The 20352-nt window shown below is 44.3% G+C and carries 20 protein-coding genes; 9 read left to right on the top strand and 11 right to left on the bottom strand.

Going from position 1 to position 20352, the window contains the following annotated elements; translation table 11 throughout:
* Positions 1-11: 11 nt before the first annotated feature.
* From LKO26_RS05880 to LKO26_RS05870, 3 genes are all read right to left on the bottom strand, one after another.
* Positions 12-770, bottom strand: coding sequence for a type III pantothenate kinase (locus tag LKO26_RS05880; protein WP_227586919.1), 759 nt, complete (start codon positions 768-770; stop codon positions 12-14).
* Between the two features lie 17 nt (positions 771-787).
* A complete protein-coding gene (locus tag LKO26_RS05875; RefSeq protein WP_227586918.1) occupies positions 788-2632 on the bottom strand; it encodes a M1 family metallopeptidase in 1845 nt (614 codons plus the stop codon).
* Positions 2633-2749: 117 nt separating this feature from the next.
* Positions 2750-3571, bottom strand: a complete 822-nt coding sequence (locus tag LKO26_RS05870) for a GLPGLI family protein (protein ID WP_227586917.1) — start codon at positions 3569-3571, stop codon at positions 2750-2752.
* 149 nt (positions 3572-3720) lie between these two features.
* On the opposite strand from LKO26_RS05870, the gene LKO26_RS05865 reads away from it, so the two are divergent.
* The 4 genes from LKO26_RS05865 to sufD all read left to right on the top strand — a co-directional run bounded on the left by LKO26_RS05865 (position 3721) and on the right by sufD (position 7831).
* Positions 3721-4050, top strand: a complete 330-nt coding sequence (locus LKO26_RS05865; RefSeq protein WP_227586916.1) for a HesB/IscA family protein — start codon at positions 3721-3723, stop codon at positions 4048-4050.
* Between the two features lie 68 nt (positions 4051-4118).
* Positions 4119-5567 (top strand): Fe-S cluster assembly protein SufB, encoded by a 1449-nt coding sequence (sufB, locus tag LKO26_RS05860; protein ID WP_227586915.1) that lies wholly within the window; start codon positions 4119-4121, stop codon positions 5565-5567.
* Positions 5568-5667: 100 nt separating this feature from the next.
* A complete protein-coding gene (gene sufC / locus LKO26_RS05855) occupies positions 5668-6411 on the top strand; it encodes a Fe-S cluster assembly ATPase SufC (protein ID WP_227586914.1) in 744 nt (247 codons plus the stop codon).
* A 112-nt stretch (positions 6412-6523) separates the two neighbouring features.
* Positions 6524-7831: a Fe-S cluster assembly protein SufD gene (sufD, locus tag LKO26_RS05850; protein ID WP_227586913.1), complete on the top strand. Its 1308-nt coding sequence runs from the start codon at positions 6524-6526 to the stop codon at positions 7829-7831.
* A gap of 56 nt (positions 7832-7887) precedes the next feature.
* Here sufD and LKO26_RS05845 read toward each other — a convergent pair whose 3' ends face one another.
* A complete protein-coding gene (locus LKO26_RS05845) occupies positions 7888-9003 on the bottom strand; it encodes a DUF3078 domain-containing protein (RefSeq protein ID WP_227586912.1) in 1116 nt (371 codons plus the stop codon).
* Positions 9004-9163: 160 nt separating this feature from the next.
* Here LKO26_RS05845 and LKO26_RS05840 point away from each other — a divergent pair, with 160 nt between their 5' ends.
* From LKO26_RS05840 to gdhA, 3 genes are all read left to right on the top strand, one after another.
* Positions 9164-9931, top strand: coding sequence for a rhomboid family intramembrane serine protease (locus tag LKO26_RS05840; protein WP_227586911.1), 768 nt, complete (start codon positions 9164-9166; stop codon positions 9929-9931).
* A gap of 31 nt (positions 9932-9962) precedes the next feature.
* Positions 9963-11072 (top strand): DNA-processing protein DprA, encoded by a 1110-nt coding sequence (dprA, locus tag LKO26_RS05835; protein WP_227586910.1) that lies wholly within the window; start codon positions 9963-9965, stop codon positions 11070-11072.
* A 176-nt stretch (positions 11073-11248) separates the two neighbouring features.
* A complete protein-coding gene (gdhA, locus tag LKO26_RS05830) occupies positions 11249-12607 on the top strand; it encodes an NADP-specific glutamate dehydrogenase (RefSeq protein ID WP_227586909.1) in 1359 nt (452 codons plus the stop codon).
* A 107-nt stretch (positions 12608-12714) separates the two neighbouring features.
* Here gdhA and LKO26_RS05825 read toward each other — a convergent pair whose 3' ends face one another.
* On the bottom strand, positions 12715-13203 hold the full coding sequence (locus LKO26_RS05825; protein WP_227586908.1) for a YkgJ family cysteine cluster protein: 489 nt from the start codon (positions 13201-13203) through the stop codon (positions 12715-12717).
* Between the two features lie 177 nt (positions 13204-13380).
* On the opposite strand from LKO26_RS05825, the gene LKO26_RS05820 reads away from it, so the two are divergent.
* Positions 13381-13764, top strand: coding sequence for a group III truncated hemoglobin (locus LKO26_RS05820; RefSeq protein WP_227586907.1), 384 nt, complete (start codon positions 13381-13383; stop codon positions 13762-13764).
* A 50-nt stretch (positions 13765-13814) separates the two neighbouring features.
* Here the strand turns inward: LKO26_RS05820 and LKO26_RS05815 are convergent, their stop codons facing one another.
* The 6 genes from LKO26_RS05815 to LKO26_RS05790 form a co-directional block, all read right to left on the bottom strand.
* Positions 13815-14891, bottom strand: coding sequence for a calcium:proton antiporter (locus LKO26_RS05815; protein ID WP_227586906.1), 1077 nt, complete (start codon positions 14889-14891; stop codon positions 13815-13817).
* A gap of 111 nt (positions 14892-15002) precedes the next feature.
* A complete protein-coding gene (locus tag LKO26_RS05810) occupies positions 15003-15335 on the bottom strand; it encodes a DUF6122 family protein (protein WP_317206371.1) in 333 nt (110 codons plus the stop codon).
* Positions 15332-16045, bottom strand: a complete 714-nt coding sequence (locus tag LKO26_RS05805; protein WP_227586905.1) for a DNA alkylation repair protein — start codon at positions 16043-16045, stop codon at positions 15332-15334. The genes LKO26_RS05810 and LKO26_RS05805 overlap by 4 nt, the downstream gene beginning before the upstream one ends.
* Before the next feature lie 111 nt (positions 16046-16156).
* Positions 16157-17371 carry a GTPase HflX gene (hflX, locus tag LKO26_RS05800; RefSeq protein WP_227586904.1) on the bottom strand — a complete coding sequence of 405 codons (1215 nt, stop codon included), beginning with the start codon at positions 17369-17371 and terminating at the stop codon, positions 16157-16159.
* A 33-nt stretch (positions 17372-17404) separates the two neighbouring features.
* A complete protein-coding gene (locus tag LKO26_RS05795) occupies positions 17405-17671 on the bottom strand; it encodes a SemiSWEET family sugar transporter (protein ID WP_227586903.1) in 267 nt (88 codons plus the stop codon).
* Between the two features lie 14 nt (positions 17672-17685).
* The gene (locus LKO26_RS05790; RefSeq protein WP_227586902.1) at positions 17686-18120 is read right to left on the bottom strand and encodes an META domain-containing protein; all 435 of its coding nucleotides are present in this window, start codon (positions 18118-18120) and stop codon (positions 17686-17688) included.
* 73 nt (positions 18121-18193) lie between these two features.
* On the opposite strand from LKO26_RS05790, the gene LKO26_RS05785 reads away from it, so the two are divergent.
* Positions 18194-20329: a S46 family peptidase gene (locus LKO26_RS05785; RefSeq protein ID WP_227586901.1), complete on the top strand. Its 2136-nt coding sequence runs from the start codon at positions 18194-18196 to the stop codon at positions 20327-20329.
* Positions 20330-20352 lie beyond the last annotated feature (23 nt).

Raw genomic sequence — 20352 nt, 5'->3', positions numbered from 1 at the left:
CCTGTGTGGCTTTACAGATCTTTTCCCAGATAATAGAGTCCCTTGAGGGTATGCAAACGGTCTGCTACGTGAATTTTCTCCGTCAGAGGCTTATACACATGTGAAACACCACCGGTAGCAATCACGAAGCAATCATCATCTACCTCCGCATTGATGCGGTCTATAAAACCCTCTACCATTCCCAGATATCCGTACACCATTCCGCTTTGCATACAGGAAACGGTATCCAGACCCAAAACGGATTTTGGTTTCACCAGTTCAATTTCAGGAAGTTGCGCAGTATCATGAATCAGCGAATTAAGTGATGTGATGATTCCCGGTGCGATGATGACGCCTACTGTACTTCCTTCTTCGTCCAGACAACTGGCAGTCAGTGCGGTTCCAAAATCAAATATAATCTTCTTTCTCCCGGGATAGAGGTGGTGGGCTGCCACCAGATTGGCATAGATATCCGTACCCATTTGTCTGGACTTGGGAATTACCGCAGATACGGTGGCACGGTCTACGATCACCGGCTTGCGCTGATGCAGTTTCTGTATGGCTCTGGTAATGTCATATGTGAGCTGGGGCACCACCGAGCCGATGATGATTTTATCTATGGATTCTGGATTGATTTTATGCGCCTGATACATTATGAGGAACTGCATCTGGAGTTCGTCACTGGTGCGGTACGGCTTGGTATTCAGAATCCAGGAAATATCACAGTTTTCATCATCAAAAAGACCAAAACGGATATTGGTATTGCCAATGTTAATTACAATAGAAGTCATGGGCATCCTTTGATTTTTTATTTGATTTCCAGTATATTATCTTCTGGGTCCACATCTGCCAGTCTCTGGGAAAAGTCAATTCCCATCGCAGAAATTTCATCTTTACCATACGGAATAGTAAAGGTATATTCCTTCTGGGTCCATGGCCAGTACGCCAGTGTTTTGAACGATCCGTAAATATCCTCACTTTTCCACGTTCGGGTCATATTCAGGGGAATCTGATAGTGCACAAGTTTTTTATCCCGGGTGAGCACAGAGAAATCTACCGGCATGGGTACATCGCCTTTATTCTGCAGGGTGATGGTAGTCGTATTTTCACCGTGCTCTACATGCTTTACGGCGTAGTCTATGGTTTTGGTGGTATTGATCCAGTAATGATGGAACCATTTCAGATCCATCCCGGAAATTTTCTGGGCAATATGCAGGAAATCACGGTCTGTAGGATGTTTCAGTTTCCACTGGTTATAAAATTCTTTCATGACCAGCGACAGGGTCTCTTCACCCATAATGTAGCCCAGTTGCACCAGGTAGAGCTCACCCTTCACATAGGTTGCGAATGAATACGCTGTTCCGTGATCATGATGATCTCCCAACCATACTGCCGGCTCTTCCAATCCTCTTTTGGTAAAGTTACGGTAGCTCTGCAGGCTGCTCATGAAGGGATTGGGTACCGGTTGCTCCGGCGGGAATAACTGATGCATAATTTTACTGTCATAATAGCTGGTAAAGCCTTCATCCAGCCATGGACGCATGCTTTCATTGGTGGCCAGAATCTGTTGGTTATAGGAGTGTCCGCCTTCATGCACCATTAATCCCACCAGTCCTTCAAGGGTTCTGCCTTCACCCAGCATCATGGTGGCCATACCATATTCCATACCGCCATCTCCGCCCTGTACAAAAGCATAGCTGGGATAGATGTACCTTCCCAGATCCGTATTCATCAATTGAAAAAATTTGGTTACATACGGTTTAGAGGTTTCCCAATGGCTAGTTTTCTCGGATTTCTGATAGACATAATAGATTTTGGGGCCGTCTGGCACCGTAAAGGTTTCCACTGTATAGTCACGGTCTGCGGCCCATGCAAAATCCAGAATATTCTTTGCCGTCCACCGCCAGGTAGCTTTATTCTGGTCGTCGGCTTTCACTACAGCATTCCGGCTGTACCCCCGAACTTCATTTTCATTCATTAACGTTCCGCCTGCTCCTATAATATAGTCCTTGTCAATTTTAATGTTGACTTCAAAATCTGCAAACGGCGCATGAAACTCACGGCCGATATAATCAAAAGTTGCCCAGCCATCATAATCATATTCGGCAATTTTGGGATACCACTGCGTCATGGTCATGTCTATACCCTCCCGGTTATTTCTGCCGGCACGGCGAATTTGCTCCGGGATTACCGCATCCCATTCCATGGTAAATGTGGTGGAAGTGTTGGGCTGCAGCGGCGTGTTCAGTTCCACCTTCATGATGGTCTCCTGAATTTCAAATTTCAGATCCTTATCGTTTTGTTTAATCCAGTGAATGTTTTGCGCTCCTTCCTGATCTTTGGGAATGGTGCTCAGCGTAGAAATTCCGTTCCGCTGCAATCTGGAGTCACCGTTTTTTCCTTGTGAAGCCACGCGCTGATCCATCATAGAGCCGGGTTTGAAAGCATTCCAGTACAAATGAAAGTACACCACCTTCAGCTCATCCGGCGAGTTATTGGTATAGGTAATGGTTTGCTTACCGTTGTAGGTGAAACCAGCGGCATCTACATCAATATCCATTTTATATTTAGCAAATTGCTGGTAATATGGCCCTTGCTGGGCAAAACCCAATGCTGCCATCAGGAAAAACAGGAGTACTAAACTTTTATTCATTTCAATTTTTCATTTTTCGATGCGGAAGATAAGAAATTTTTGTTTCTTCACCATTTCACACCCGGTCGCTTTACGCTGTAAAAAAACTCCCGGACAAGCGGGAGTTCTGATGCTATATTATTGTTTTTCAATAGGATTATTATCTCTGGCTACCATCTCTTTCATACGGCTTTCCATCTCTTTCATGCGCTGCGGATCCGGTTGAAATCCACCTCTTCCTCCACCAGCGGGTCCACCCGTTCGTCCTGATCCTCGGCTGCGCATAAAGGCCGCAGGGTCTTTGCGGTAGGCATCCATCTGTTTTTCATAATCTTTTCTTTTCAGCTTAATCAGATTGCTGCGGATACCAAAAGTTTTTACTTCGGGAATCTGTTTCACTTCCCTGAGGTCAAAGCTGTAATCTCCGCTTTCATCTTCTATTTTCAGAATTAAGCCCGGCAAACCGGAAAATTTATAGGGACCATCCGGAAAGGGAACGTCAGCAGAAAACCAGGCAGTCCATTTTCTTCCGCCGAAATCGGTTTCAGCTTTTTGCACATTGTACTCACCAATTTTAAGGGTTTCCGGCGACATTTGCCAGTCTATAGTGCGGTCTTCCGTATATTGGTACTGATCTCTGCCAATCTGACCGCGGTAGGTAATCTGGGCAGTACGCAAATCTTTTTCGATAATATAATCTACCACTGAGCGGAAGTTTTCCATCTGGCCAGGCTGAAAATTCCGTGTATCCCGCATTCTTTGCATCAGCGAATCCCGTTTTACACGATTTTCTCCATAAAAAACAGACTTGCCGGAATCCACATCCAGATAGGCCCGCTCTGTTACGGGTGCACCACCGGCATAAGGCTTCATACGGGCTTCATAAATAAAACGACTGCCCTGCGCAGCAAGGTTTTGGGAAAAGAGCGCTGCAAGCGCAATGAAAATAAATTTCTTCATGCTCAATTTTTATGGAATTTTGATTATTAATGAAGGTGAAAGTTAAAAAGAAGCATCTATTTTAGTGATAGACAAATGTACGTGTAGTAATTTGATTTTTATTTATTTATTAGTAATTTTGCAATCTAAAATCATTCTAAATAAATACAATGATAAAAGTAAGTGATCATGCAAAAGAAAAGGCCATACAACTCATGACAGAGGATGGTTATAAACCTTTTGAAGACTATATACGAGTGGGAGTGAAAAGCGGAGGCTGTTCCGGTTTAGAATACGTATTGAAATTTGACAATGTAAGCACTGATTCTGATCAGATTTTTGAAGATAACGGAATCAAAATCATCATTGATAAAAAATCTATTCTTTATCTTGCGGGTACCACTTTGGAATACTCCGGTGGACTAAACGGAAAAGGGTTTGTTTTTAACAACCCGAACGCCAACCGTACATGCGGCTGTGGCGAGAGTTTTTCTTTATAATAATTAAAAAAAATTAAGGATAAAATTAGAAATCCTGTAGTGATTTTTAATTTTTGAATTGAACAAAAATGGCAAAATATACAGAAGATGACCTGCGGGAAGATCTGAAAACCAGAGAGTATGAAGCGGGATTTTATACCGACATTGAATACGAAGAATTCCCGAAAGGTCTGAATGAAGACATCATCCGGATGATTTCTGAAAAAAAGGAAGAACCGGAGTGGATGACCGAATGGAGGCTGGAGTCTTTCAGAATCTGGCAAAAAATGGAAGAACCGGACTGGGCAAATGTTACCTACGAAAAACCGGACTTCCAGTCGATACAGTACTACGCTGCACCCAAGAAAAAACCGGAATTATCCAGCCTGGATGAAGTAGATCCGGAACTGCTGAAAACTTTTGAGAAACTGGGAATCAATATCGAAGAACAGAAACGCCTGACAGGAGTTGCCGTCGATATTGTAATGGACTCCGTTTCGGTAAAGACCACCTTTCAGGAAACGCTGATGGAAAAAGGGATTATTTTCTGTGCCATTTCTGAAGCCATCAAAAATCACCCGGATCTGGTAAGAAAATACATGGGAAAAGTGGTGCCGCGGGGCGATAATTTCTATGCAGCACTGAATTCTGCTGTGTTTTCAGACGGCAGTTTCTGCTATATTCCAAAAGGCGTAAAATGTCCGATGGAACTCTCTACTTATTTCAGAATCAACCAATCCGGAACAGGACAGTTTGAAAGAACACTGGTCATTGCAGATGAAGGCAGCTATGTTTCCTATCTGGAAGGCTGTACAGCACCCTCCCGGGATGAGAACCAACTGCACGCCGCTGTGGTGGAACTCATTGCCATGGAAGATGCAGAAATAAAATATTCTACGGTACAAAACTGGTATCCCGGAAATGAAGAAGGAAAAGGCGGCGTTTTTAATTTTGTGACCAAGCGCGGACTCTGCGAAAGAAATGCAAAAATATCCTGGACACAGGTAGAAACAGGATCTGCCGTAACGTGGAAATATCCAAGCTGTATCCTGAAGGGCGACAATTCCATTGGTGAATTTTATTCCATTGCCGTAACCAATAACCATCAGTATGCAGATACCGGTACCAAGATGATCCACATCGGTAAAAACACAAAATCCACCATTATTTCCAAAGGAATTTCGGCAGGAAAATCCAACAATTCCTACCGGGGTCTGGTGAAGGTAATGCCTTCTGCCAAAGGAGCCAGAAATTTTTCACAGTGTGACTCACTGCTGATGGGCAATGAATGTGGAGCCCACACCTTCCCGTACATTGAAATCAAAGATCCCACGGCACAGCTGGAGCATGAGGCCACGACCTCTAAAATTGGCGAAGACCAGATTTTCTATTGTAACCAGCGGGGCATAGACACCGAAAAGGCTATTGCGCTGATTGTGAACGGATTCGGAAAAGAAGTACTGAACAAACTGCCCATGGAATTTGCCATTGAAGCACAGAAATTACTGGAAATATCACTGGAAGGAAGTGTAGGATAGAAACTCTCATCATAAAATTTTCTGTGCAGGCGAGGACAAATGACCTCCTGTTCATGAAACAGCAACTCAATCATAACACAACAAGTTTTAAACATACATAATGCTTAATATTCAAAACTTACACGCCAGCATAGAAGAAGGCGCTGAAATCTTAAAAGGAATCAATCTGCAAATAAACCCCGGCGAAGTACACGCCATCATGGGACCGAATGGTGCCGGAAAATCTACCCTCTCATCTGTGATTGCAGGAAGAGAAGACTATGAGATAACTGACGGCGAGATTCTCTTTGACGGCGAAAGCATTCTGGAAGACGCTCCCGAAGAAAGAGCACACAAAGGCATCTTCATGTCTTTTCAATATCCGGTAGAAATCCCGGGGGTTACGGTGACCAACTTCATTAAGGCAGCCATGAATGAAACCAGAAAAGCAAAAGGCCTGGAAGATATGCCGGCCAAGGAAATGCTGGGTCTGATTCGTGAAAACTCTGAAAAACTGGGCATTAAGAAAGATTTTCTTTCCCGCTCGCTGAATGAAGGGTTCTCCGGTGGAGAGAAAAAGAGAAATGAAATATTCCAGATGATGATGCTGAACCCGAAACTGGCGATTCTGGATGAAACCGATTCCGGACTGGACATTGATGCCCTGCGCATTGTGGCAGACGGGGTAAATTCCTTCCGCAATGAAGGCAATGCAGTATTGCTCATCACCCATTACCAGAGATTGCTGGATTATATTCAACCGGATTTCGTACACGTACTGGCTGATGGCAAAATCATTAAAACCGGTGACAAATCCCTGGCGCTTGAACTGGAAGAAAGAGGCTACGACTGGCTGCTGAACTGATTTCACATTAGAAATCCGAATTTGAACAGTCAATAAAACTGCAGTACGGCCGCATGAGGCGGATATAACATCAAAAAAGAAAAGACCGGTGCAAAGCACCGAAATATTGCTTATGGCACTATCAGAACAAATACTACAGAATCACACTTCCTTTCTGGAAACCCTGCACCACAGATTTCTGGACGAAGACAGAAAAGGTGCGCTTCAGAATTTTGAGACAATGGGTTTCCCCACTAAAAAAGATGAAGAGTACAAATACACCAACCTGAAGGAAATTACAGAAAAATCCTATAATTTTTTCCCGAAGGAATCTCATAACATCACCAAAGATCAGATTGATGCCCTGCACCTGGGCGAAGAGAATTTTGACTGGATTGTTTTCGTGAACGGTAAACTGCGGAAAGAACTCTCAAAAATCTCCATTGAAAATGCAGAGCTCCTGTCGTTCAACTATGCGCTGAACGATCCCAGACATAAAGAAGTCTTTGAAGAATACTTCAATACGATTGCCGCAAAAGACCTGGCTTTCACCAACCTGAATCTGGCTTACTGCAATTTTGGATTCTTCCTGAAAGTACCAAAAAACGTGGTGATAGAAAAGCCCATTCATGTCTTTTATCTTTCGCAGAATCAGGAAGAAAACACCATTTACAATACGCGTAACCTGCTGATTGCTGAACAGGGATCTAAAATAGAGATCATAGAAAGCCACCATAATTACGATGATACTTTCGTACTGACCAATTCTGTCACCGAGATTTTCACATACGAAAACGCAAAAGCAGACTGGCACAAAGTGCAAAACGACAGTGATACGTCTTATATGATAGACCATACTTTTGCCAAGCAGGAACGTGACTCGCTGACCACGGTGAATACTTTCTCATTCGGAGGTAAACTGGTGAGAAACAATCTGGATTTTATTCAGAACGGTGAAAACATCAATTCTTTCATGAACGGGATTACCATCATTGGCAAAGATCAGCTGGTAGATCACCACACGGCAGTACACCACAATACACCGAACTGTGAGTCCTATCAGAATTATAAAGGAATCTATAAAGACCGTTCTCACGGGGTGTTCAACGGGAAAGTTTTTGTAAATAAAATTGCACAGAAAACCAATGCCTATCAGCAGAATAACAATATTCTTCTGGATGAGGGAGCTACCATAGACACCAAACCGCAACTGGAAATTTTTGCGGATGATGTTAAATGCTCTCATGGCTGCACGGTAGGTCAGCTAAATAAAGATGCCTTATTTTACCTGAGAGCCAGAGGAATCTCCCGGAAAGAGGCTCAGGCTCTGTTGCTGTATGCATTTGCCAATGACGCCATGCAAAACATTGATATTGAGCCGCTGAAGCTTAAAATATCCGGACTCCTGGCAGAAAAGCTGGAAGTGGAAATGGAATTTTAGGATTCCTAACAACAAGATAAAAAGAGACCGCTGCAGTACGCCAGCGGTTCTCTTTTTTATTTTACGAAAGGTTTGATGACCTTTCTGCTGTTATTTTTTTCCTGAACCTTCTCTCCCAGGCTGTAAGAAAACCCAATGCCCAGGGTCTGCTTGCGCTGCAGCCGCTGTATCTGGTCATGATCATACATCAGGTCTATGCTGACTACGGTAGAGATGAATTTATTGAATTTGATATTCAGCACTCCGTTATAAGCGATATCCACACGTTCCGGATGTTCTATATAATTGCTGAAGAAATTCAGCTGGTTATCCAGCGTAATATCTTTATAAATTTTAATCCGGTACAAGATATTCATCATGGCACCCAGCTCACTTCTTACGCTTTGCCCGTCCTTCTCCAGACCATATCTGCCGGCCTTTTGCAAGAGCGGATCACTCACCACGGTAAACTTTCCATTGGCCGGTCTCAGGATAATCTGAAAATTTTCTTCCGGGTTATAGGAAAAACCGATACCGGCGTTAATATATCCGGGTGCCATAAATTTGGAGATGCGGTCTGCATACACCGGATCCGGCGTTTCTGCATAATTATAGCCCGGCGCAAACTGAGTGACCAGCTGGAAACCTGAGGAAACATAATAGTACCGGCCCAGATCATAGCCGTAGTTCATCATATAATTCAGAAAATCCTCGGTCTTCCGGTTAGACTGCCCTGTAGACGCAGTCCAGCCATACCCGGCCTGCAGAATATTTTCAAGGTAATGCTTGCCGTTTTTATAACTGAGGTTGTAATTAATTTTGCTCAGCACCCCAATATTATCATTGCCCCCGGAGTTCCAGTTTGAGAAGGAAGCCTGATTGATGACCAGATTGTTCTGACCAAAGAAATACCACCGTTTTTCTTCCTTCTTCTGATTCAGGCTGAAGGGTGTAAGGGGCAACTGCTCCAGAACAGGAGGTAACACCACTTCATCCCGCACCACAATAGTATCCTGAAACTGCGGCGTTACATCTATCATATGCGGGTTGTCCAGACTGTCCAGATTGGGCATAAAGACATTCCACTTTGCCTGGTTAATGGAATCTATGGTTTTGCGGTATTCCGTATCGTGCTGAGAAAACACCCAAACTGAACTGCACAATAAGAACCATGTAAATACTCTCGTCATCATTTTACCTAAAAACTACGCAAAAATATAACATATATAATAAATATGAGTTTTTTGGTTGAAAATGCGTACATTTTGTCCGCTAAAATAAGAAAACACCTCCCCCCTCTGCGACAAACTTTCTGTATTTACAGTTTGGCGCTTGCTTTGAAAAAACAAAAGTATGCTCAAAAATCATATTGCTGCACGAACCATTTTTTATCCGCTGGCCATGATTACTGTCATGTGGGCAGGTTTTCTGCTGCAACAAACAGGATTTTTCAGCAATTGCAGAGGCGCCATCATCCCGCTGGTTCCGGCAGGTCTGAAGGGTATTTTACTCTCTCCCTTTCTGCACGGCAATCTGGAGCACCTCATTGGCAATTCCATTCCCATACTGATCCTTACCGCCCTGCTGTTTCATTTTTACCCTGCAATTTCTACCAAGGTATTTTTCTCCGGTTGGCTCCTTACCGGACTGCTGGTATGGCTGCTGCCACCGGTAGACATTTTTACCGGTAATTATTTATATACCTGTATCATAGGTGCCAGCGGCATTGTTTACGTCCTTGCATTTTTCCTTTTTTTCAGCGGTGTATTCCGGTGGGATATGAAATTACTTACGGTTTCTATGGTAGTGGCACTTTACTACGGCAGTTTAATATGGGGCGTACTGCCGGAGGAACTCTTCTCAGACGAACCCAGCAATGTATCCTGGCAATCGCATCTGGCAGGAGCATCAATCGGGATTATGCTGGCCTTCATGTACCGGAAAACAGGTCAGAAGAAAAAAAAATTCATCTGGGAATTTCCCAATTTCTACAGTGAGCGTGACGATACCCTGTGGCAGAAGTACCGCGAAACCCACCCTGAGGATTTTGAAGAACTGCCCCAAAAAGAAAAAGATGAAATCTGGCAACAGCTTGAAGATCTGCGCCGTGGCAGAAAATAATTTTCTATCTTTGAATGAAATGAGCTGAGTCATGCATTCCGAAGAACACCTGTACGCTATTGCATTGCGGCGATGTGCCAAAATAGGAGACATTAATTTTCATAAACTGGTCCACTCTGCCGGATCAGCGAAAGAAGTCTGGGGATCTCCCAAACGGGAGCTGGCACATATTCTGGGCATCGGCAGCAAAACACTGGAAGACATCGGGAGTACCCCGCATCTGGAATTTGCGGAAAATGAAATTAAATTCTGTGAAAAGCATGATATTCAGATTAAACTCCGCCATCTGGGCGATCTGCCTTTTTTGCTGAACGAATGTGAAGATGCACCCGCCATTATTTATCAAAAAGGACAGGCAGATTTTCAGCGGAAGGCATTCTCTATGGTAGGCACCCGAAACATGACTTCCTATGGCAGAAAATTCATAGAAGAATTCTTCAGTGAGATCAAAAAACCGGATATACTCTCTGTAAGCGGACTGGCGCTGGGGGTGGATACAGAAGTTCACAAACACTCGCTGCAGCATCATATTCCTACAATAGCTGTGCTGGCACATGGATTTCACACCCTGTATCCAGGTAAAAACCGGGTGCTGGCACAGCAGATTATTGAACATAACGGAGCGCTGATTTCCGAATTCAATTCCTCTCATAAACCCGACCGCGAGAATTTCATTCAGCGAAACCGTATTGTTGCCGGACTTTCTGACACCACCATTGTCGTAGAAACAGCATTTGGCGGGGGCTCCATCAGCACCGCCACATTTGCCAACCGCTATAACCGGGAAGTCTACGCACTGCCGGGAAAAATAACTGATAAATACAGCCAGGGGTGCAATCAGATTATTGCACAGAATAAAGCCAGAATCATCTCTACCATTCCGGATCTGATAGAAGAACTGGGATTTGGCGCAAAAACGACATTCATGGAACCCTTGTTTCCTCACGCTGAGCTCAGAAAGCAACTCACGGAAGATCAGAAGGCTATCTATGAAATCGTATGCCAACAGCCTAAAATTTCGCTGGACGAGATTGCGGACACTACGGACCTTCCGTCGCATAAAATTTTACCGCTTCTACTGGACCTGGAGCTTTCCGGACTTTTAAAATCACTTTCCGGAAGACAATATGAAGCCGTATGATTTTAAATGTCATACATATTAATCCAAATTAAATGGTAAATTCATATTTTTTTTGAGCTAAACATGATGATTATAAATCAGAATTTCATTATGTAACAAATATTTGCAAATTATAAAAAAATATTTGGAGGTTTTTAAAAAAAAATTAAATTTGTTTAATCATCATACAACTTTCTATGGAACACTACAACATAGACCAAAAAATTCAGGAATTCATGGCTGATATAGAAGCCAGAAATCCTAACGAGCCAGAATTTCTTCAGGCAGTAAAAGAAGTTGCAGTAACGGTAATTCCTTTTATCGAATCCAGGAAAGAATACAGCGGGATGAAACTGCTGGAAAGAATGGCAGAGCCGGAGCGCACCATCATTTTTCGGGTGCCGTGGGTAGATGACAAAGGTCAAATCCATGTGAACCGCGGTTACAGAATTCAGATGAATTCGGCCATCGGACCTTACAAAGGCGGAATCCGCTTCCATCCTACTGTAAATTTATCCGTCTTAAAATTTCTGGCTTTTGAGCAGACGTTCAAAAATTCCCTCACCACTTTGCCCATGGGTGGCGGTAAGGGCGGCTCAGATTTCAATCCGCAGGGAAGATCTGATATGGAAGTAATGCGTTTCTGCCAGGCATTCATGTCGGAAATGTGTAAACACATTGGTCCGGAAACAGACGTTCCTGCCGGCGACATAGGCGTAGGTGCCAGGGAAATAGGCTATCTCTTCGGGCAATACAAGAAAATCAGAAATGAATTTACCGGCGTTATGACAGGCAAAGGGCTGGCCTACGGCGGCTCTCTGATCCGCCCGGAAGCTACCGGCTACGGAGTGGTCTATTTTGCAGAGCAGATGCTGAAAACCATTGACGAGGATTTCAACGGTAAAACGGTTGCGGTATCCGGATTTGGTAATGTAGCCTGGGGCGTGATTAAAAAAGTACATGAGTTGGGCGGAAAAGTAGTGACGATTTCCGGACCGGATGGTTATATTTACGATGAAGCCGGAATTACCGGTGAAAAAATTGATTTTCTGCTGGAACTCCGCGGATCCGGGAACAACCGTGCAGAAGACTATGTTAAAAAATATCCCGAAGCGGTTTTCCATGCCGGCAAGCGGCCGTGGGAAGTAAAATGTGATGTCGCCATACCGGCGGCCACCCAGAATGAACTGGATCTGGACGACGCCAGAAATCTGGTTGCAAACGGGGTAATCTGCGTCACAGAAGCGGCCAATATGCCCTCTACACTGGAAGCTATTTCACATTTTGTAGAACATAAGGTTCTGTTTTCCCCCGGGAAAGCGTCCAATGCAGGTGGTGTTGCAACCTCCGGTCTGGAAATGACCCAGAATTCCATCCGTCTGAACTGGACTTCTGAGGAGGTAGATGCCAGACTGAAGGAAATCATGATCGGCATCCATAAAACCTGCCGCGATTATGGTAAAGAAGAAAACGGCTATGTAAACTATGTGAAGGGGGCCAATATAGCAGGCTTCGTGAAAGTTGCGGAAGCCATGCTGGCTCAGGGCATTGTCTGATACGGATTGTCCGGTGGTTTACCGCCGGACAATTTCTTTATAAACCCGGCCCGGGACAGGGCAAAAAGTAAAATGAAAGGGTAAAAAGCATTGATTTTCAATGCTTTTTATTTTTTTAGTACTGCCTGCAATTTTTCTACAAACTGAAATGCCGCCGGGCAGATAAGGGTGTTTTTAATGGTAAGATGATTAATCTGGTAGATCTTGCGGCGGTCCGTGTGCGGAAATTCCAGGCAGGCCTTGGGACGCACTTCATACACGGAGCAGGTGTTGTCCTCATTCAGAAACCAACAGGGCAGTTGCTGCAGCACTTTGTCCTGGTCCTCGTCTGTACGCAGAAATCTGGCTTCAAAATCCGCTGCTTTCATACGCAGGTGCGCAGCGATGCGCTCTATGTCCTTTGCGGTAAACAACGGACCGGTCGTTTTACAGCAATTGGCACACTGCAGGCAATCTACTTGCCGGAATACTTCATCATGGACTTCCTGAACAGTATAATCCAGGGTTTTGGGAGGTTTTTTCCGGAGACCGTCCAGAAATTTGCGGTGTTCTTTCTGCTTCTGGGCAGCCTGTGTTTTGTAATGCGACAAATCCATGGTGCAAAAATAAGTTTAATTTTTTTTCTGATGACTCCGGGTGAATGTCCCGTCACACTGCGGCCGCGATAGTAGCGGTTACCCCCCACCCGCCCCGGCGGGGAGGAGTATGAGCGGATAGCGCGGAATGTCCGCCCAAAAGAATCTTATATCTATTAAAAGTCTTAATTTTACGGTATGAAAAAGTTGGAGACCAGAGCTGACATAGAGTTGCTGGTAAATAAATTTTATGAGAAAGTGCAGACCGATGAGACCATTGGATTCTTTTTTAATGATGTTGCAAACGTAGACTGGAGCCATCACCTGCCGAAAATGTACTCGTTCTGGGAAACATTGCTCTTCGGGCAGATTTCGTACAAAGGCAATCCTATGGCTGTTCATTTCCCCATCAATGAGCAGGTGCCCATGGAAAAATTTCACTTTGAGCACTGGGTAAAGCTGTGGACCGCCACCGTAGAAGAAAACTTTGTAGGTGAAATGGCAGACAGCGCCATATACAAGGCCACGAATATTGCCAATCTGATGGGTTACAAAATGGAAATGGCCCGCCGGTTGAAATAAAAAAACTGCAGACCGGTTGGTGTGCAGTTTAAATTGATTTTCAGATGCCGTTACGGAACGATGACGGTAAAAATGTATGCCGCCAAATTCACAAGCAGTACGGCTCCGTACATGACATTGGTCTTTCCCCGGCTGAGTGAGATCATGACAATAAATACCGAAAGTGCCAGCAGAATGATGGATTTCATGTCCAGACCCAGCACAAAAGGAATATCAAACCAGATGCAAACAGCAGAAACGGCAGGGATGGTAAGTCCTACACTGGCCATAGCGGACCCCAGCGTAAGATTGATGGACGACTGTAAATGGTTGCTGCGGGCGGCACGAATGGCGGCAAACCCCTCCGGCAACAAGACCATAGAGGCGATAATGACCCCTACCAAAGCACGTGGTGCACCCATATCTGCCACAAAACTCTCGATGACCGGCGACAAACCTTTTGCCATGAAAATTACCACCGCAAGGCTGATGAGCAGCAAGATGAGGCTGACTACAGTAACGGTACGTGTAGGCGGATCTGCCTCGTGTGGGGTATGGTTTTCATCTTCAATGATGAAATAATTACGGTGTCTTACAGTCTGCACCATCAGGAAAATACCATAAATAACTAGACAGGCTATGGACACAAAGACCAGTTGGGATTCATTATAGAACGGGCCCCGTACACTGGAGGTATAATTGGGAAGAATTAAGGTAAGAACCAGAATGGCAACAAGGCTGACCAGATACGTGGTCGCACTGCTTCGCATATAGTTTTGTTCCTTATACTTGACGGCACCAATCCAGATACAAACCCCCAGAATTCCGTTCAGCAGGAGCATGACGGCAGCAAAAACCGTATCCCGGGCATAGGTCACGGCACCTTCGCCGCCGGAGAGCATAAAGGAAATAATCAGTCCAACTTCCAGGATGGTGATACAGATGGCCAGTACAATACTGCCGTAGGGCTCACCTACTTTGTGCGCAATTACTTCGGCATGGTGAACGGCAGCCAGTACGCTTCCGAAAAGGAGAATTCCGCCTCCGATAGTTGACAGTGCACCATCCGTTAAAAGTCCGGTAAGTAAGTAGATTCCGGCAATAATGGGGACAAGTACCGTCCAGTGATAGAGATTTTTCAGCTTCATAAAAAATTTTTCACAAAATACAAAAAAGCTATCAAAAGATAAAACATTATTTAAAAAAACAATCAAAAATCATGTTTTCGCCGGTTTTTGCAAGAAAGTTCCGACCTGCCATTACCAGAAATAAAAGTCCTGGAAATCTGTAAACATGTGAAACAACAGCCCCACTGCAATGATCCGGTAATTGCCTTTCAAAAAAATACAACCCAGAAAATACAGACCGATCATGGGCCATGTGTGAAGCAGATGGTAGCCAATACTGTTTCGCCCGGGATCAAAAACCGGATTGGCCAGCAGATGATCCAGATCCACCAGCATGGTGGCCAGGATGAGCATAAAGGCTTTCAGCCACTGATCCGGGTAGAAGATCCGTGCGATGATGGCAGGAAATACCAAATGCAAAAAGTAGTGCACCAGTGTTTTCAGTTCCGGCATCAGTTCCATCATCGTCTTCCTTTTAAAAAGTCCTGCCTCAGTTGCTCATCCAGCTTTTCTATGGCGTAGCGCAAGGTGGTTCTGGGCATTTTGCGATAATGCAGGGATAAAAAATCCAGCAGTTCCGTTTCATTTTTATTTCCCATTTCGCGCAGCAGCCAGCCGTTGGCCTTATGCATAAGATCGTGTTCGTGGTTCAGGTTTTTCACAACCAGATTTTTCATCACCTCAAATTGACCTCGCTTCACATGCCACATGGTGGACACTACGGCCATTCTTTTACTCCATAGATTTTCCTCGGCGGCGAGCAGACGCAGCAAAGTATCGTCTTCATTTTCAAAACAATGGCGGCCGAGAATTTTGTAGCAGGAACTGTCTACCAAATCCCAATTATTGATGAATTCTTTATGATTAAGGTAAAATTGAATGATTGCTTCCTTTTCAAAGATTTCCTGGCTCTTTTCGAATTTACTCACGAGCATGAGCAGTGCACAGTGCCGATGTTCGTGAACCGGAGAGGACAGTAATTCTGACAATGCTTCCAGTGGAATTTTCTGCCAGTATTCCTTTGCGATTTTTCGTTGATCGGGGACCGTAACCCCGATGAACTGATCTCCTTCTGCATACCCGCCTTTTCCCGCTTTAAAAAAACGGGGATAAAAATCCGCTTTCTCCGGGTTAGCCAGAAACTGAAGGGCTTCACAAATCTCTTGCACAATCATAACAATCCTGATTTACAGTAGGTTTCATATGGTTGCCTGATTTGCAAAACACAGTGCCAGAGAGATTCCGGGAAACATCCATAATTTACTGAGCATGAACCATATGCGGTATTAATTTTCCTCTTCCTCATCATAATACTCAAACAGAAAATCATTGTACGGGAATCTGGAAATATGGATTTTCAGGACCTCATCGTAGATCATTTTCTTCATCTCAGGGAAATTTTCCTTATTGAGTGCGGAAATAAACACCGTGGGAAATTTGGATTTTGCCATCCATGTTTTCTGCCACTCCTGCAGTGAAATATTTTTACGCGTTCCCGGTGTCAGATCGTCTTCGTCCTTTTTCTCATAAGAAAAATCGTCTATTTTGTTAAAAACCATGATCATTGGCTTTTTATGCGCATCGATTTCCTGCAGAGTCTGATTCACGGACGCAATATGATCTTCAAAACTCTCGTGAGAAATATCCACCACATGTATGAGCAGATCTGCTTCGCGAACTTCATCCAGCGTAGATTTAAAACTTTCTACCAGTTGCGTGGGCAATTTGCGGATAAAGCCCACCGTATCGGTGAGCAAAAAAGGCAGATTTCCGATGACTACTTTCCGTACGGTGGTATCCAGAGTGGCAAAAAGCTTATTTTCTGCAAAAACCTCAGATTTAGAAATGGCATTCATAAGGGTAGATTTTCCCACGTTGGTGTAACCCACCAATGCCACACGCACCATCTTGCCCCGGTTTTGTCTTTGGGTAGACATCTGTTTGTCTATCACCTTCAGTTTATCCTTGAGCAATGAAATCCGGTCCCGGATGATCCGGCGGTCGGTTTCAATTTCAGTTTCACCGGGACCACGCATTCCGATTCCCCCTTTCTGTCTTTCCAGGTGGGTCCACATTCTGGTCAGTCTGGGCAGCAGATACTGATACTGTGCCAGTTCTACCTGGGTGCGGGCGTATGAAGTCTGGGCTCTTTGGGCAAAAATATCCAGAATAAGATTGGTTCTATCCAGGATTTTCACTTCAATTTCCCGTTCCAGATTTTTAAGTTGAGAGGGAGACAGTTCATCGTCAAAAATGACGGTTCCTATATTATTTTCCTTTACATAATCCCGGACCTCCTGTGCTTTTCCGCTTCCAATGAAGGTTTTGGGATCGGGCTGGGACAATTTCTGGGTAAATCTTTTGACTACTGTAGCACCGGCCGTAAGTGCCAGGAACTCCAGTTCATCCATATATTCTATTAGCTTATCTTCGTCCTGGTGTTGGGTAATGAGTCCCACAATCACCGCATCTTCATATTGATGTTCTTTATTTTCGAGCATAAATTCTTTTTATCTGTTAAAGGTAGTACAAAATTAAGTTTTTTCTGAGTACATCAGTTTCAGAATTACCAGCAGAACTGTTGCTGCAATGGCAATGCTGTTGGTCACCATCATGGAAATATGATCCTGGATGATTCCGTACCAGAGCCAAAGCCCCGAACTGATGACCCCAATAATACAGGTTAGCAGCGAGATTTCTTCAGCAGATTTTTCTCTGAAAATTTTAATAATCTGCGGAATAAATAATGCGGAGGAGAGACCACCCGCCACAAAACCAATGATTTCAGGATTCAGTTCCATAGGATAAATATATTTTAGTCCCAGTCTGCTGCTACAAATTTCATTTCATCGCCGGATTCATCTGAAAGCGTGAGGAAATGTCCTTCTACCTTGAAGCGCGTCACGGCCGGAAATTCTGATATAAACCGATTCTCCAGCGATTCATTATCATCACAATACCTCATGGTAGCGCTGATATCACCAGCTTTCACCGATTGATCTGCACCAAATGACGCCTGCAGCCTAATCTGATTGCAGCCCATGTAGGCGTGGTAGGTCTGATGTTCTGACGGATAAGCACTTAAATCCAGGGACGCTTTGTTCTTCACCAGAAAATCCTTCTGATAATCTTTAAAAGAAATCATCATCCACTGGCGGTTCAGCCCTTCAGGCTTTGCAGCAGATGAACATTGTAAAAGAAAACCTACGGACAGCAGGGAAATCACTTTCAGGACAGCATTTGAAGACATGGGGACTTTTTAGGGGTATTCAGCCAAATTTACGCCAAAAATTGAGTAAATTGCGGCCAATTAATTTTACTTTATGAAAAAGATTTTTTTACTGTGCACTTTTATGTTGTCCTTCGCACAGATGAAGGCAGATGAAGGCATGTGGCTGATGATGCTGATTAAAAGATTAAACGGTCAGGATTTACAAAAGAAAGGCCTGAAACTGACCCCTGAAGAAATTTATTCTGTGAATAATGCCAGTCTGAAAGATGCCATCGTACAATTTGGCGGCGGCTGTACTGCAGAAATGGTGAGCCGCGAAGGTCTGCTCTTTACCAACCACCACTGTGGTTACGGACAGATTGCAGCACTTTCCACACCGGAAAAAGACCACCTTACCAATGGTTTCTGGGCCATGAACAAAAGCGAAGAAATTCCGGCCAAAGGACTTTCCGTACGCTTTCTGGTACGCATGGACGATGTTACCGCCCGCATCAATGCATTGCTGAACAATGAAATGCCGGCCAAAGAAAGAAGAGACATTATAGACGCCGAATATAAAAAAATACAGTCCGAAAATGCTGAAAGCGGCAAATATACCGTGGTGGTACGGGATTTCTTTAACGGAAATGAATTCTATTACTTCGTATATCAGGATTTCAAAGACGTACGTCTGGTAGGAACTCCGCCAAATTCGGTGGGTAAATTCGGTGGTGATACAGACAACTGGGAATGGCCGAGACACACCGGTGACTTCTCCGTATTCCGGGTATATGCAGATGCCAACGGTAATCCGGCGGAGTATTCTCCGAGCAATGTTCCTATGAAACCGAAACATCACCTTCCTATTTCCATCAAGTCCTTCAAACCGGGCGACATGGCCATGATTGTAGGATACCCCGGACGTACCAACCGGTACATGACCTCTTATGGAATCAGCCAGCTGGTCAATAAAGATTATCCGGGTTGGGTAGATGCCTCCAGAACAGCAATGGATGTGCTGAAAAAGCATATGGACCGCGATCAGGCTACCAAGCTGAACTATGCATCCCAGTACGCATCCGTAGCCAACTACTGGAAAAACAGACAAGGAACCATAGAATCCGTTCACAAGAACGGCACCATCGAAGACAAGAAAAAAGTTGAACAGGTATACCAGGAATGGGCAAACAAGTCTGACAACAAAGACCTGTACGGAAATGTGCTGCCCGAAATGGCTGCGTACTATAAAACCACTTCTTCCAAAGGAATAGAACGCAACTATGCTGCGCAGATGACCAGAAATGCAAAATATCTGGCCTATGCCACCAATTTCTCTTCCATGTTTAAAAATTATATGGATGAAACCGATGCTGCCAAAAAAGCAGATCTGAAGAAGACGATTTCAGAGCGCATTGAAACCAGCTATGCGAAATTTAATCCTGCGCTGGAACAGGAAATGCTGAAAGAAATGGTGAGCCTGTACCGTGCAAAAGTTCGCAACGAAGCAGCGTCTCCTCACTTGCAGACCATCAACCCTGCATTGCTGGATGATGTAGCCAAAAATTCAATTTTTGCCACCAAAACTTCCATGATGCAGTTTCTGAATAAGCCGGATGCGGCACAACTGAACAACGATGCACTTCTAAAGATTGCCAATGGTTTCACCAAGGACTCAAGAGCTCTGGCAGAAAGATATACCGTAGAAGATGACCGTTTCAGCCATAATAACAGACTGTTCTTTGATGGCCTCAGAAAATCCAATCCTAAAACAGAATTCTATCCGGATGCCAATTCTACCATGCGGATTACCTTCGGTAAAATCACCACACTGCCTTTCAGAGAAGACAGAGATTATAATGGGGTAAAGAACAATTTCTATACAGATATTGACGGAATGGTAGCCAAATACAAAAAAGGCGATGAAGAGTTCGACCTACCGCAGGAACTTTTGGATCTGGCCGCAAAAAGAGACTACGGACAGTACGCTGATGCCGCAGGATACCTGCCGGTGAACTTCCTTTCAGACAATGACATTACCGGTGGAAACTCCGGGTCGCCCATTATGAATGGAAACGGAGAACTGATAGGTCTGGCATTCGACGGCAACTCTGAAGCACTTTCCGGTGATATTGTATTTGAGGAAGACTGGCAGAAAACCATCAACGTAGATTCCCGTTTTGTGTTGTGGGTAATTGATAAGCTCTCCGGTGCAGGACACCTGCTGCAGGAGATGACCATTGTAAAATAAGAAACGTTTACCGTTTATAAAAA

Origin of the sequence: Chryseobacterium sp. MFBS3-17 (genome assembly GCF_020687745.1) — a bacterium.
GTDB lineage: Bacteria > Bacteroidota > Bacteroidia > Flavobacteriales > Weeksellaceae > Marnyiella.
Note: the sequence above shows the minus strand (reverse complement) of the source record. Positions and strands in the feature narration are given on the sequence as shown.